Below are 14,372 nucleotides of genomic sequence, written 5' to 3'. Positions count from 1 at the left end.
CATACTTAAAACCCTCTTCTGATGGTCGCTGCATTACCGAACTTAACATACCAACATATGTACCAACTAAACGGCGTAGATTTTGAATTACGGTGGTAGCGTTAACGGGTAATAAATGGAAGGTAACTTTCTGAATTTAAAGGGTTAAATAGATTTTGAAATACGTAGGTGAGCTAGCATCTGGTGTCCCTGCAGCAATCGAACTTTATTTCATATTGTTGTTTTTTATAGAGTTTTTATGTTTTTTTAATGATGATACCATCAAAAATACCATCATTAGAGGAATGGTTGCCTAAAAGAATCATCAGGTATAAGTGCATCAATGTGCTGCAAATATTTTGCTAAAACGAGCATCCTAAGAAGGGATAAATAATAACAAAGGGAGCAATTACTCCCTGTTAGAAAAATTGGTTTTTACATAACTACTTAACAAATATCTAAATTAGTACATTTATCAGTGATGAATCCGGCAAGTTGATTTGGATAGATGAAATTTTGCCAGAACTTACTTTATTTAGTAACGCTAAAATTCTGCCAGGTTCATCCCTAATAGTGGTTTGGCTTACAAGGAAACCCTCAATATTTTTCAGATTGAATTTTTTTGAGCTAGCCTCAAGGCTGTCAAGAAAGCCTTGCCGACCTGTGGCCCTGAAGCCTCTCATCACAACAGCGTAGCGAATATCGAGATTGAAAAAATCCTCTCTAGATATTTCGGGAAGATACTTTATAACGAAACAAAATAATGTAGTTATCCCCTCATGTATCTTCATGCGAATATCATCTTTTTTTGCAGAACCTTCTTTAAATTCAACAAAATAAAGTATGTCCTCAGCTATGAAAAGCGCATCAGGTGATTTTTCTTTTAGCCCATTATCATAACAGATAGAATGGTTCACAACTTTGTCGTAATTAAAACCAACCTCGTCTGAGATTATAAAATTTTTTTTACCGTCAGAGTTAAAACTAAGACTAGTAATAGTATCCATTGCCCCAGGGTAAACTTCACAAAGTTTATCGAAAATCTTTTGGCTCTTAGAAGTCATCAAAATCATCCTTGTTCAGATCATGCAAAGGCTCTGCCAGTAAGTCGATAGCATGAGAGACATTATCCGTAATATCTATAAAGGTTGTAAGACTATCATTAGGGTATTTCATTGCTAAATAGAAACTGTTTTCAATCTTTACCTTATCGGAAAAATGTTTCAATGAATCAATAATGTAAGGGCTATGTGTTGTAATTATAATATCTACTCCAGAGCGAACTAGCTCACAAATTAACTCGCAATATAAAACCTGCCATTTTGGATGTAAGTTAACTTCAGGTTCATCAAGAATTAATAAATTATTGTCTTCTGCATGACCGCCTTTTATTAACATATCAAGTATGCCTAAAGACTTAACTCCTGATGCGATATTTGAGGATGATATTACATATCCTTTTCGATTGAGCAGAAAATCAAATTTTTCGTTGTCATATGAAATCTCGCCGTTAAAAGCATGACTTATTCGAGACGAGACTTGAGAATGGATATCTTCTTCTTGGTCATTAAATAAATCATTGTAAGCGTATAAGTTATAAATTGAATCGCTTAGCTTATTGCTAAGGTCTTTTATGTGAAGGGGCACTGTAGCCCTACCGCCTGCAGCATTTTTTAATTCAAAAAGTGTTTTTGACATCTGTGCCAAATTATGAAATTGCATGATGGCCGGTGACTCAACATAAGTAGCATCGCTATAACCCAGCTCGTCATCAAAATCAAATTTAAATTTTGTATCACTCACCCAATTTATTTTCATTAAAGGTGAGGCACCGTCATTTACTATTACGCTAGGTTTAAGAGCCTCAATTTGACCTTTAGGAACTATTTCACCACGAAACTCAGAGAAGAATGCTTTGCTGATGGCTCGATTCATTGCAGATACTTTATCATCAGGCTCTTCAATTATAGATCTCATTTTCTCAAGCTCATTACTTGCTCCAGAAAATGAATTATCAGTAAGCTCATGACTATCTAGCATCAGGCTAAGTGTATTGTAACATTCAGCAAGGGTAGCGTTAGTATCCATTTTAATCTGGGACACTAACTTTTTCGGATGGAATAAATCACGTATTTTTGTATGAGTTGAGAGGTTTATATTTCTTCTTATAATAGAAAAATATAAGCTTTCAGCTATTGAAAGAAGTCTATCATCCTTGTCTTCTTCTAAATCGTATTCGTACCGAGCAATAGCTTTGACAATAGAAAACAATATTTTCCCAACAGTACTTTTCCCTGTGTCATTCTCCCCAGTGATAACCGTTAAGCCACCAATGTGAACATGGGCGTCCTGTATAGTCCCAAAGTTTTTAACCTCAATATCCATAAAATTCTCTTGATTTAAGCAAGTATTGTAGTGATTTTATCATCCATAGACAGTCTAATGATAGTAGCTAATCGCCAAATGCTAACCAACAAACAGACGATAAAATCCGCTCTATTTCTTTAGTACAAAGCCTTTGCGCGCGCTCGTAGCCCCGCCACGCCTGCGCACTTCATGTAGCGGTTTTCATGCACCTGCATGAGTGGCTCCGGGCCGGGCCGCTGCTGGCCTTTGCTGCAGTTTCTGATTGCCTGAGACTCATGCGTTTTCATGCAGCATAGACATGCACTCACGCACCAGGCGTAAAAAAGCCCGGCAGGTGCCGGGCTGATGGGTTATTTCTGGCCGGGGAACCGTTTACGCTTGCGCCGGTCAGTTCCGGCCCCCCTGAAGGGGTACGGGCCTGCAAGGCTGATAACATCATCACGGAACATCAGCGGCAGCTTTGTATTTGTCCAGTTCAGCATCAGATTCATGATATATCCACGGTAGAGCGTGTCTGCATCGTTTGCCCCTTCAAGTACACCCGGCGCATGGGGTGAGCCATACCGTTCAAACTGGCTGTACTTCATTCTCAGCAGGCTGGTCAGCTCAATGGCGTGGAAGATAAAGAATTCATCAATGAGTGCATCGATGCGCTCGTCCATGATGCGCTCATGGCAGGTGATGTAAGCGTGGGCCTTTTGCCCGGTCACGTCGCCCAGCCCCGGCAGCTGCTTTTCCCTCTGGGTAATCAGCCCGGCCAGCTCGGCCGCCGTTTCCTGCTGCTCCAGGTATTCCGCGCGCAGCGCCTTCATCTCCGGCGTGACGGTGCCGCCATTCTGCTCCAGCAGCTCACGAAAGCGCGCCCGGTTATCCTGGCCTGCCTGTTCCGTCTGTGCCTGGCTCTGGCGCAGCGCCTCAACGCTCTCCCTGGCGGCGGCTTCGGCCTTTTTGGCCTCCACCCAGGCCAGCATTTTTTCCTGAAGTTCCTGAATGCGGGGCAGCCAGCCAGCCGGAAGGCTTTTCGCCAGCGCGGCGGTCTGTTCTGCTAATTCAGCTTCGGGCAGCTTCATGAGCCAGCCCGCATCCTTAAGCGGCTTCTGACTTCGTGCCACAAGCTGGCCCACGTACTGGCCGGTTGCCTTAATCTCTTCGTCTGTCATTTCTTGCTGTGTCATGCTGTTTTCCTCTGTCTCAGGGCTGTGCGTGGCGGTCTTTACGGGTGCAGGCTGAGCCGTAGCGGCCCAGCGTCTGCGGCTGGCGTACCGGCGCATCACTTTCCGGCTCCGGCTCTGCCGCCACGGGCCTGTTGGGCTTCATGATGATTTTCTCGACGCTCTCCAGCGCGGTGAACGTGCAGGAGCAGTCGAGGTTCTGGCACTGATACCAGGTGCGCTTGACGGACGGGGCCTCGTAGGCGCTGGTGCGGGTGTGGGCCACCTGACCGCATTCGGGACATTTCAGGGCCATCAGCGGCTTTCCTTCTGTTTTAACTCCAGGCGGATTCTGGCCTTGTGACGGGCGGCCGGTGACAGGGTGCGGCCCGCATCAGCCCTGGCGGGGGCGTCGGGGGACACGCCGCACAGGCGGAACACCGGGTCGCTGTCGGGCATGGCCTCACCGGAAACGGCCGGTTCAGTGATGTGGCGCTTGATGAAGTTCTTCAGCACGCTGTCGGGGTCGTTCACGGAGTCCACCACGCCGGTGACCAGCGCGGCCTGACGGCCCAGCGTGATGTGCAGGAGGCTCAGCGTCTGAATCAGCGGCTGGCCGTGGTCACGCATGAAGTCCTGCCAGAGCTGCATGGCGCGCAGCTCCACCAGGCTGTTGTGGGCGCTGATGTACTCCTGCGCCCGGTCGGCTGTCTCGAAAGGCAGGCGGGCCGTTTCTTCGGCGTGAGAGGCCAGCAGCGCGTCGAACTCCTCCAGCGTCTCGCGGTTCAGCGCGATTTCGGTGCGCAGCGCGCGCATTTCAGGCGTCATGGCTCCGCTGCTGTCGCGGAACAGGGCGCGCCACTCGTCGTTCTGTGCGTTCGCGGTGGCTTCGGTTTCCGCACGGCGCTGGCGGATGGTCTCTGCATTTTCAGCGGCGGCGGCCTGCACGCGGCGGGCCTCAAGCCATGCCGCCTTTGCGGTGCTGACCTTATCAAGCGCGGCCTGCGTGGCGGCGGGAAGGGATAAAGCGGTGTCGGTCATGTCGGCTTCCTGTGTGGTCGTTTTCAGTAAGTCAATTGTGCCGGGGCTGGCACAGGTGAGCCATGTGCGGGCCGTGTGCCGTGCCTGACACAATGCCTGCCAGAAAAGGGCGGCTGGCTGACTTACCTTCTGTTTGCGGTGTAACACGGGTAACAGGTGTTACAGTGATGAATTAAAAGCAGTTTTTCTTATTCTTCCGGTGTAACACGACGGGTAACACGGTGTAACAGCGCAGGCGGGTGCGTTACACCTGTTACACCTCACATGAGGAAGAGGTGTAACAGGCTCACACCTTACTGAATGCGGCTGTTACACCCGTTACACCTGTTACCCTTTAAAAATAAGACTCACGCAAAGGCGTCTGCATCAGCCCGGCACCTCGCTGTTGAAGACGTACAGCCTGCGCACGTTCATCTCTGGCGGGCGGATACTGGTCTGCAGCTTGCCGTCGGCAGAGGCCATCAGGTAGCCCCGGTCGGCGCACAGTCGCGCCACCTTGCGCGGGTCGAACCCCCTGCAGATTTCCTTCCACCCGGACGGCATAACGTAAAACGTCGTGGCCGCCTCGGTGCCCTGCGCGGTGTTGCCTTTTTCCACCCTGCGCCAGCCCACCATGTTGCCGGGGCGGTTGCGCTCGTCGTGCCAGTCGGCAAAGCGGCTGTACTGATTGGCCGTGAAGAAGCTGCGCACCTGCTCCAGCGCCGCGATGTCTTCCTGGTTGGCCGTGTGGCCGCGGTCTTTCAGCCAGGCATTCAGGCACTCGCGGGTTGCGCGCAGCGCTTCCCCCTCCTGCCAGCCGGTGATGCCGAGCCGGGTTGCCAGCTCGCCCGCCATCGCCACCAGGGCAAAGCGGTTGACCGCGCGGCCCACCTGATTGCCCGCATCCTGCGGCGTCAGGGCGGCGGTGTACTCCTTCATCAGCGCCTTGGCCTGCGCCGTCAGCCCGCTGAGGTCGGCGGTCAGCGCCCTGAGCCACTCGCGGAACGGCGCGCCGTAATAGCTGGATGTCGCCCACTCCAGGTGTTCGGCCAGCGCTTTTCCGCTGTCGAAGCCGTGCAGCTCCTCAAACACGCCAAACTTCCCGGAGTCGCTGGGTATCTGGATCATCCTCACCTCCATCCCGGCAAACGTGCGCTCACCCGCCTTTGCGGCGTGCTCGGTCAGCGACAGCTCGCCGGTGGAGAAAAACAGCAGCCGCCACTGTTTCCGGGTGCGCAGCTCCCCGTCCGTTCCGGCGCGGCCCTTGCCCTGGCCGTTTGCCAGCATGTAGGCGATGTTGCCCGCCTCGCGGCCGTCGACCTCGCGGATTTCGTCGAGCATCATGGCGGCGTCGTTGCGGCGGCTGGCGCAGCCCTCCAGCGCGTTGCCGGTGGCGCGCCACGTCTGCCAGTAGTCCGGCCCGCCGCACACCGAGGTGGCCGCCTTCATGGTGGTGGTCTTGCCGTCCGTGGATTCGCCCTTGAGGTGATAGCCACCGCCGTCCATCCCGACCAGCCGCAGCAGCGGGGCGGCAAAGGCCAGGCTGACCGCAAACGCCACGCGGGAATTGCCGGTGCAGAAGCGCGCCACGTGCTCGCGCCACTCCTCCACGGTACCGGACACGCGGAAGTCGCGGCCCTGCACGGAGGTGGTCTGGAGAATGACGCCGTCTGCACCGTCGCCGCTCACCTCGTCCTGGAGCACGTAAACCTGCCCGTGCCAGCCGGTGCGGCTCACGCAGGTTACCCGGCGCTCCGGCTTGCACAGCGAGATGTACTCCATCAGGCGCGCGCGGGCCTCGCCGGTGGTGCTGATGTACGACAGGCCGTTCACCAGCAGCACGCGGCGCAGCTCCTCACCGCTGCCGCTGAGCATCTCCATCGGCATCGCCCAGCGCCTGCGCTCGCCCCAGGTGTCCTCCCACTCCAGCAGGCGGCCGAAGTTGCCGCCGTCGGCGTCGCAGGTGATGGCCGTGACGCGCAGCGGGTTGCAGATTTTCACATTCTGGATTTCGGTTTCGCCGTTGCGCTGCACCTGCTTTTCGTACCAGAGATACTCCTGCGTCAGCCGGAACCCGTGCGGCAGCTGCGTGCGGCCCTCACCGCACAGCACCAGACCGTTACGGAAGGCTTCACGGGCGCGGGTCACACCGTGCTCACGGTGAAAGTCGTTCCAGTCGGCCTTTATCTCGCCCGGCGGCAGGCTCACCCAGCCGCCGACCGCTCTGGCCGCCTTTTCCGCGAACGCCTTACCGGGGTTTTCGCCGCCGTCCTGAAAGTCGTTGTCACCGGCGATGACGATTTTCACCTCCGGCCAGCGCGCCCGCAGCGCCTGCGCCACGTTCGGCAGGTTGCCCGCCGACACGGCCGCCACCACGCATCCGGCGGTCAGCTGGCTCACCGTCAGCGCCGTGGCGTAGCCCTCCGTGATGACCGCCTGCACCGGCGGCTCTGAGGGCAGCGGACTGAGCGCCACGAATGCGGCCTTCATGACGCTGCCCGGCAGCAGGCTTTTCTCCCCCGTGGGGGCAATCAGCTGCGCGCCGGTCACCGTGCCGTCCACTGTGGTCAGCGGCAGCAGCAGGGAACCCGCCGGAAAGGCCGTGCCGCTGATGCGCTGTGCGCTGCCGGTGAGGCAGGCGGGATAACCGGCAAAGCCTTTGCCTGCAAGATAGGCGCTTTCACCGCTGCGGCCGGCCTTCACCAGCGCGTCAACGACCGGCGCCATGTCGCGTTTCGGGGCTTTTTCCCTGGCAGGCTTAACCGGCACGCTCTGCGCCTCGCGCAAATCCAGCAGCTCTGCCACCGCCTGCGCGGCCGCCTTAACGCCTTTGTCTTTGACCCGCTTCACCAGGTCAAGCCCGTCACCCCGGCCGCACTGGCTGCAAATCCACGTCCCGCGCCCCTCAAGGTCATCCATGCGGAACCGGTCTTTGCCGCCGCACGCCGGGCAGGGGCCATGCCTGCCGCCGTCCGGCACGGTGATGCCCAGCTGCTGAAAAATCACCGGCCAGCGGCCGCGCGCAGCCGTCGTGATGTGTGATACTGACTGTACTGTCATAACGCCCCCTTAATGCCGGTACAGCGACGCGCCGGTGTCGCAGAAGGATTCAAACGCCGCCGGGAGCGTGGCGTAAAGCCCGGCCATCACCTCACACCCGCGCGCCGTGAGCACGGGCGGGGCGGTCAGGAGCGTCGGCTCCACCATGTCGGTGAGCAGCGCCAGCGCCGCCGCTGCGCCCTGCGCCTCGCCGTACTCGTTCACCATCGTGCCCTCCAGATGCAGGGCGATGGCCATCTCGATGCGCTCCACCGTCATGCGGTGCGGGCCGCGCATTTCGCTGCCGGTGTCGGCCAGATGCTTTGCCCGCCAGGCTGAGGCTATGGCGCGGCGGTAAAGGGCGGTCGTCAGCTCCGCCGGAAAAACGGAAACCTGTGGCTTTTTCATGCGTGAGCCTCCCCGATGAGCGCGCAGCAGCGGGTGACGTCAGTCAGGTCGGCGCGCAGGTACTCCATCACCGCCGCCATGCCGGGAACGGTGTGGCCCGCCACCGAACCCGCATCGCCGGGATGCTCTGACAGCAGCAGCTGGAGCAGGTCGCAGGCGTGCATGGCCCGGTTGAGCTTCTCGAAGGCGTCGGCAGGAAGGCCGTATTCAAAGGCGCTGAAAACGCCGGATTCAGGCAAGGGGATGCCCTGAGCACCGTTGTGCCCGTGTGAAATATTCATGGTTTACTCCGTTAAAGCTGGCTGCGTGTCAGAGGTAGTTTGAGTAGTGGCCGTCGTCCGGCTCAGCGGGCTGGCGCATCACCGGCTCCCGCCAGCGGCTGAACGTCACAGACGGATGCAGGCCAAGCGGGCTGAACCCGTCATGCCCGCCGTCAGCAGACATATCACTGCGCGGTGATGCCGCTTTGAGGGTGTAGTTTTCCAGGAACCACGTCAGCGGGGCCGAGGTGACCTGCCCGTCACTGTCGTAGCGGTAGAGCACTTCGTGACTGAATTCAGGGTTAGCACATGCAACGGAGAAGGGCGCAGCGGAAAGACGCATCACCGTTACCGTCCAGCCCTGCGAATGCTGCCATCGTTCACCATGCTGAGGATAATCAGGCATAACGACCTCCGTGGTAGCGCTGGCGGTTAATTAAAAGCTTCATGTGGTTTGCAAAAAGCCGTTTCCATTCAGCGCATACCTTGGAGGGCAACTGGTAAGGGTTGATTGCAAAGAATAACCACGTAAGATTCACATTAGCCATTGTCGTTATCTCATCTAGCGAGTGGTAAGGTGCCCGAGTTATGTTGCAGCATACTCGGGCATTGTCTTTTATGGTGAATGCCATTATCATGGTAATTACCATGTAGGTTAATATAGGTATTGGTAATTACCATGTCAACACAAAAAGAGAAAAGATCTCCGCCTTTCCAGATACGTCTTACCGATGAGTTCAGAGAGCAACTTGAGAATGAAATGCGCAAAGATGGTGATGCTGCACTGGCGGCATGGATAAAAAGAATTCTTCGTAAAGAGTTGCAAGATCGTGGCATAACACCAAAAGTTTGACATCCAGAAAACAGGCGTAAATCCGCCTGTTTTTTAACTGTGATTTTCATCATTGCTCTCAGCTCTCAAATCTACCCATTCACGTATTTCTTCAGCTTTAAAGATTGATACCCTCTCGGACAAGCGTGTAGATTTTGGGAAATCGCTTTTGTTTTTCTGCCATCTCCATAATGTCACCGTGCTTATTTTAAGGAAATCAGCTGTAGCTTTGGGCCGAGCATGACCTGTTAGGGGGTAGGAATTGTTCGTCATGAATATACCTGCTGCGTTAAGTTATTTATGAAATCAACGCAGAGGATTTAACTATAAAAAGAACTGGGATTCTTCGAAATTTTGAACTCATTGTTAAAAATTTAGAGCTTTAGGTATCGCTCTAAAGTTGGTGAAGAAGGTATGTCATAGTCAATTTCGATGCCTTTTTTCCTTAAGTTGTCTATGTATTCTTTAAAAAGCTTATGCCTGTTGTTTGCAGTTGTACTTAAAATATTTTTACTTAAGGTTGGGTTTGTTTTTATAAGAAATTTAATAAAATCAGAAAGCTTTTCTTTTTGTGGGGATATGGCTATTTTTTCATTTTTGTTTTTATCCTCCAGTTTTTTAGCGCCATGAATTAATGGCATTTCCATTCCGCTAAGGGCGTGTGAATATATCTTTTCAATTGATTCTTTAGTTATGAATATGTTTGAAATTGATGGGCTTATGCATTTTTGGTCGTCTGGGATAAATAAGCATAACAAAATTTTATTGGATGGTGAGATTACTCCAACCATCGATTCATAATATTTTTCATCGTTATCTAATAAATCGAAAAGATCTCTGGAGGTTATAGACCAAATTCCTGCTGCAAATACTGGTGTTTCATATGTTGTAATGTCATTTTTAACTGTAACTTTGGTTTCAACCCTCCCCCTATTTTCTTCTAATATGCTAAAAATTTTTGAGTGGTGAGACCAAGCTTTCATAACCGTAGCGAGTTCATTTAGAGTGGCAATTTTTTCTAAATATAGTTTAAAAATATCTTCTTTTTGGTTTTCTATTTCGGTTATTAATTTTCCTTTAGTGTCGGGTAGTCTAAGGCATAAGGTTATTGAACCTACATCGTGCCAGTGAAGGAAATCTTCTATTTCACATTTTAATAGTCTTGCTGCCCGTGAGAGTGAGCAAAATTCAAGGGGGGCAATTTCATTAGCCGACCAAACATTTTTGATGTTTTTATTGCGCATACTTATCCCTCTAAAAATGATGTTTATTTAACTACATCTCATGCGGATATACAAAAAATTCTGAGTTTCTAGAAATATAATCAGACCACCACTGCATCATTTTACGACGTTCATGCATGTGCTGCGCCAGGTGTACGTAAGCTGCTCGGACTTCGTTTCTTTCATGATGGCTCATTTGGCGTTCAACTGCATCTCTTGACCATAATCCAGACTCAGTAAGAGCTGAGCAGGCCATAGCTCTGAATCCATGAAGACAAATATCAACCTTTGTATCGTAACCCATAATACGTAATGCTTTATTAACGGTGTTTTCACTCATGGGTTTATAAGGGTTGCTATCACCTGGAAAAATAAGTTCATATTCACCACTTATATCTTTTATAGTTTCGAGGATATTAATTGCCTCTTTAGATAGAGGAACATAGTGAATGCTACCCATTTTAGCACCTCGCTCTGAGTGTTTTACCCCATCAATTTTTTCCCGCTTTGCAGGGATAGTCCACATGGCAGTTTGGAAATTAATTTCCGCCCATCTTGCATGCCTAAGTTCGCTGGAGCGAACAAAAGTGTGAAGGGAGAATAAGACCGCAAGCTTGGTCAATGGTCTTCCTGTATACCCCCCAATTTTTGAAATTAGCTCACATAATTTTTCTAAGGGAAGCGCAGGGCGATGTATGGTTTTAGGGAGGGAAACAGCTCCTTTGAGATCATGGGTAGGATTGTATTCAACAATCCCAAGCTGAATGGCATATCGAAAAACACTTGCTAGAGTAGTTTTAACTCTTCCAGTTGTGGACCCAATACCTTGCTCACTCATTCTCACCAGCAACTTTAAAAGATCGCTTGTTTTTAGTGAATTTATAGGTTTATTCCCAATAAATGGAAAAATATGATTTTCCATTTCTCTAAGTATTTTTGTGCGCGTAATTTCTTTCCACTCAGGGTGACCAATAGTGCCTTTGTGCCACTTTAAAGCGATAGCTTGGAATGTCGATGAGGTTGGTTCTGTCGGGGCTATCCTTTTAGTAACCCTTGGGTCAACACCCTCAGCCAAAAGTTGCCTTGCTTCATCTCTGCGTTTACGTGCTAGTGCTAGCGAAACGTCAGGAAATACGCCCAGCGCTAACGTAGCTTGCTTACCATTGTATCTATAGTTCATTCGCCATGCTTTAGTCCCATTCTTTTTGACTAAGAGATAAAGGCTGCCACCGTCGGTCAGCTTGTAGTCTGTCTCTTTGGGTTTGGCGTTTTCAACTTTTTTAGGGGATAGCTCGTTAAGTGCCATAGGGAGTAATCTTAGCTATTAGTTGATGGTATCGGCTTATCGAACCGGGAATACCATCAAAGATACCATCAGAAGCATGCAATGTCATGAAATGAACTGAAACCTATTGGAGTCGTCATTTATTGATTTTAAAGGATTTATCGGGGATTTTGTGATGTTATGAAACGTGGTGAAATGAAAGAAAATTGTCCCCTGCAGGAATCGAACCTGCAACTAGCCCTTAGGAGGGGCTCGTTATATCCATTTAACTAAGGAGACGCCAGCGCAGTATACCGCAGTTATGCGGCAGGATTCACTACACTGCCGCGCGTTTGCTCATTCTGTCAGCAATTTAGCGTTCTTCTTGTTGCTGCTGACGTTTTTTCTCTGCTTTTCGCCGTTCGGCTTTCGCTTTGGCCTGTGCAGCTTCGCCCATATCATTACGGATCTGTGCATGACTAATCAGGGCGAAAATCAGCGTGCCACCGGTAAGGTTACCCAGCAATGTCGGGATAGCGAAGGGCCAGATAAAATCGGTCCAGGGTACGCTGCCGTCAAATACCAGGTAAAACACCTCAACAGAACCCACCACGATATGCGCCAGATCGCCCAGCGCGACCAGCCAGGTCATCATCACAATCACAAACAGTTTGGCGCCCCCTGCAAAGGGGAACATCCAGACCATCGTGGCGATAATCCAGCCTGAAATCACCGCATTGGCAAACATCTCACCCGGCGTGTGTTCCATCACTTTCATGCTGATATCGGTAAAGGCTTGTCGTGTGGCCTCATCAAAGATGGGCATCTCGTTAAACGCCAGCGCCGCGAATGCCGTTCCGATGAGATTCCCCAACAGCACAATGCCCCACAGGCGCAGCAGTAATCCGACATTACCCATCGTCGGTTTGTGCATTATCGGCAGCACGGCCGTTACGGTGTTTTCAGTAAAAAGCTGCTGACGGGCCATAATGACAATCACAAAGCCAAAGGTGTAGCCCAGGTTTTCCAGTAAAAAGGCTCCGGGTACGCCGTCCAGATGAACCTGAAAAATGCCTTTTGCCATGAGCGACGCGCCCATCGACAAACCGGCCGCAATAGCTGACCACAGCAGGGCCATGCCGTCACGCTCCAGCTCTTTCTCCCCATCCTGACGAATTTCTTCGTGGATAGCGGCAGCGCGTGAGGGAAGGGCATCTTCATTTACCTCGATATCCTCTTTGCCTTCGTCCTTTTCTTCGCTATCAACATCATTTTTGCCCTGATTCATGCTTGATGAAGGCTTCATGTTTTCTCCTGGTAACAGTGCAAATGCGTTATAAGCGTAGACGTTTTTTGGTGTGTGAAAGTGTTTCTGCAATTGCTAACAAAAGTTACAACATTTTAATGGAGCGCGCTTTTTGACCGTTGCACTACGCGTAAAGCACGAATGTCTACAACAGGCTGGAAAGCAGGAGGCGCGCGGTCTTCGGCAGATTGCAACATTGTGCTATCATTTCCGCCTTATTTGGCTGGCGCGATTTACCCTCCCATGTTGGAAATCATCAATCTGCTTTGTGTTCGTGATGAGCGTGCGCTCTTTGAGGCGCTTACGTTTAGCGTGGCAGCGGGCAACATTGTGCAAATTGAAGGGCCAAACGGGGCCGGTAAAACCTCACTGCTGCGCGTCCTGGCGGGATTAAGCACGCCAGAACAGGGTGACGTGCTGTGGCAGTCGCAGCCCATTCAGCGGCAACGCGACGAATGGCACCGTTACATGCTGTATCTGGGCCATCTTCCGGGTATCAAAGCGGCACTTTCTCCGCTGGAAAATTTGCGGTTTTATCATCATACGTGCAGCGATGAACAAATTTTTAACGCACTAGCCAGCGTTGAGTTGGCGGGCTATGAAGACGTCGCGGCATCGCAACTCTCTGCGGGGCAGCAGCGTCGCATTGCCCTGGCACGGTTGTGGCTGACCCAGGCAAGGTTATGGATTTTGGATGAGCCTTTAACCGCCATCGATAAAACCGGCGTTGAAACGCTAATCGCCCGGTTTGCCGACCACCTGGGTGGCGGCGGGGCGCTGATTTTGACCAGCCATCAGGCTTTGCCCGGCTGGCGCGGAGAAATAACCAAAATCAGTCTGAAAAGCGTGGAGTGTCATTAATGCTGTTTCGCCTTATTCAGCGTGAGTTGCGTATCGCATTTCGTCGTGGGGCAGAGGTGGTCAATCCGTTGTGGTTTTTCCTGATTGTCATCACGCTCTTCCCGCTGGGCATTGGACCCGACCCACAGCAGCTGGCGCGCATTGCCCCTGGCATTGTCTGGGTTGCCGCCTTGCTTTCCTCGCTGCTCGCACTGGAAAGGCTGTTCCGTGACGACTATCTCGATGGAACGCTGGATCAGCTTTTATTATCGCCCACGCCGCTACCGGTCACGGTGATGGGCAAAGTGATCGCCCACTGGCTGGTAACCGGCCTGCCCCTGATTCTGCTTTCGCCGCTGGTTGCCATGTTGCTCTCACTGGATATGTATAGCTGGCGGGCCATGGCATTAACGCTACTGCTCGGTACGCCAACGCTGAGTTTTTTAGGTGCCATCGGGGTTGGGCTGACCGTTGGGTTGCGTCGCGGCGGCGTGCTGCTCAGCCTGCTGGTTTTACCCCTGGCGATTCCGGTCCTTATTTTTGCCAGCGCCGCCATCGATGCGGCGGGGCAGGGGTTAGCCATTGGCGGCTATCTGGCGCTGCTGGGTGCCATGCTGGTCGGCAGTGCCACGCTGGCCCCTTTTGCAACAGCGGCTGCCTTGCGCATCACGTTGCAATAAATC

At 51.9% G+C, this 14,372-nt stretch carries 16 protein-coding genes and 1 tRNA gene; 3 read left to right on the top strand and 14 right to left on the bottom strand.

The window, feature by feature from the left end; genetic code table 11:
- Positions 1-437 precede the first annotated feature (437 nt).
- The 9 genes from FBY13_RS09325 to FBY13_RS09285 form a co-directional block, all read right to left on the bottom strand.
- Entirely contained in the window at positions 438-1,043 is a 606-nt protein-coding gene (locus FBY13_RS09325) for a hypothetical protein (protein ID WP_145394016.1), read from the bottom strand.
- Entirely contained in the window at positions 1,033-2,364 is a 1,332-nt protein-coding gene (locus FBY13_RS09320) for an AAA family ATPase (protein WP_145394015.1), read from the bottom strand. Before FBY13_RS09320 ends, FBY13_RS09325 begins: the two co-directional genes overlap by 11 nt.
- 332 nt (positions 2,365-2,696) lie before the next feature.
- The gene (locus FBY13_RS09315) at positions 2,697-3,521 is read right to left on the bottom strand and encodes a hypothetical protein (protein WP_145394014.1); all 825 of its coding nucleotides are present in this window, start codon (positions 3,519-3,521) and stop codon (positions 2,697-2,699) included.
- A 16-nt stretch (positions 3,522-3,537) separates the two neighbouring features.
- A complete protein-coding gene (locus tag FBY13_RS09310) occupies positions 3,538-3,813 on the bottom strand; it encodes an ogr/Delta-like zinc finger family protein (RefSeq protein ID WP_006121232.1) in 276 nt (91 codons plus the stop codon).
- The gene (locus tag FBY13_RS09305; RefSeq protein ID WP_145394013.1) at positions 3,813-4,538 is read right to left on the bottom strand and encodes a septation initiation protein; all 726 of its coding nucleotides are present in this window, start codon (positions 4,536-4,538) and stop codon (positions 3,813-3,815) included. The genes FBY13_RS09310 and FBY13_RS09305 overlap by 1 nt, the downstream gene beginning before the upstream one ends.
- 366 nt (positions 4,539-4,904) lie before the next feature.
- Positions 4,905-7,577: a TOPRIM and DUF927 domain-containing protein gene (locus FBY13_RS09300; RefSeq protein ID WP_145394012.1), complete on the bottom strand. Its 2,673-nt coding sequence runs from the start codon at positions 7,575-7,577 to the stop codon at positions 4,905-4,907.
- A 9-nt stretch (positions 7,578-7,586) separates the two neighbouring features.
- Entirely contained in the window at positions 7,587-7,964 is a 378-nt protein-coding gene (locus FBY13_RS09295; RefSeq protein ID WP_013027753.1) for a DUF5375 family protein, read from the bottom strand.
- The gene (locus FBY13_RS09290; protein WP_058701262.1) at positions 7,961-8,245 is read right to left on the bottom strand and encodes a hypothetical protein; all 285 of its coding nucleotides are present in this window, start codon (positions 8,243-8,245) and stop codon (positions 7,961-7,963) included. The genes FBY13_RS09295 and FBY13_RS09290 overlap by 4 nt, the downstream gene beginning before the upstream one ends.
- Positions 8,246-8,273: 28 nt before the next feature.
- Positions 8,274-8,630, bottom strand: a complete 357-nt coding sequence (locus FBY13_RS09285) for a hypothetical protein (protein ID WP_145394011.1) — start codon at positions 8,628-8,630, stop codon at positions 8,274-8,276.
- A gap of 273 nt (positions 8,631-8,903) precedes the next feature.
- Here FBY13_RS09285 and FBY13_RS23430 point away from each other — a divergent pair, with 273 nt between their 5' ends.
- Positions 8,904-9,077 (top strand): hypothetical protein, encoded by a 174-nt coding sequence (locus tag FBY13_RS23430; RefSeq protein WP_186440806.1) that lies wholly within the window; start codon positions 8,904-8,906, stop codon positions 9,075-9,077.
- A gap of 33 nt (positions 9,078-9,110) precedes the next feature.
- Here FBY13_RS23430 and FBY13_RS09280 read toward each other — a convergent pair whose 3' ends face one another.
- The 5 genes from FBY13_RS09280 to FBY13_RS09260 form a co-directional block, all read right to left on the bottom strand.
- A complete protein-coding gene (locus FBY13_RS09280) occupies positions 9,111-9,329 on the bottom strand; it encodes an AlpA family transcriptional regulator (RefSeq protein WP_145394010.1) in 219 nt (72 codons plus the stop codon).
- Positions 9,330-9,430: 101 nt separating this feature from the next.
- Positions 9,431-10,300, bottom strand: coding sequence for a hypothetical protein (locus FBY13_RS09275; protein ID WP_145394009.1), 870 nt, complete (start codon positions 10,298-10,300; stop codon positions 9,431-9,433).
- 31 nt (positions 10,301-10,331) lie between these two features.
- Complete coding sequence (locus FBY13_RS09270) at positions 10,332-11,585, bottom strand: integrase arm-type DNA-binding domain-containing protein (protein WP_145394008.1); 1,254 nt, start codon at positions 11,583-11,585, stop codon at positions 10,332-10,334.
- A 186-nt stretch (positions 11,586-11,771) separates the two neighbouring features.
- Positions 11,772-11,843, bottom strand: a tRNA-Arg gene (locus tag FBY13_RS09265).
- A gap of 73 nt (positions 11,844-11,916) precedes the next feature.
- Positions 11,917-12,849, bottom strand: coding sequence for a formate/nitrite transporter family protein (locus tag FBY13_RS09260; RefSeq protein ID WP_096010926.1), 933 nt, complete (start codon positions 12,847-12,849; stop codon positions 11,917-11,919).
- A gap of 243 nt (positions 12,850-13,092) precedes the next feature.
- Between FBY13_RS09260 and ccmA the strand changes: the two genes are divergently transcribed.
- Positions 13,093-13,710 carry a cytochrome c biogenesis heme-transporting ATPase CcmA gene (gene ccmA / locus FBY13_RS09255; protein ID WP_145394007.1) on the top strand — a complete coding sequence of 206 codons (618 nt, stop codon included), beginning with the start codon at positions 13,093-13,095 and terminating at the stop codon, positions 13,708-13,710.
- The gene (ccmB, locus tag FBY13_RS09250) at positions 13,710-14,369 is read left to right on the top strand and encodes a heme exporter protein CcmB (protein ID WP_145394006.1); all 660 of its coding nucleotides are present in this window, start codon (positions 13,710-13,712) and stop codon (positions 14,367-14,369) included. Before ccmA ends, ccmB begins: the two co-directional genes overlap by 1 nt.
- Positions 14,370-14,372 lie beyond the last annotated feature (3 nt).

The sequence above is a fragment of the Pantoea sp. SJZ147 genome, assembly GCF_007828605.1.
GTDB lineage: Bacteria > Pseudomonadota > Gammaproteobacteria > Enterobacterales > Enterobacteriaceae > Pantoea > Pantoea allii.
The sequence above is the reverse complement of the archived record's forward strand: the minus strand, read 5'-3'. Positions and strand labels throughout refer to the sequence as shown.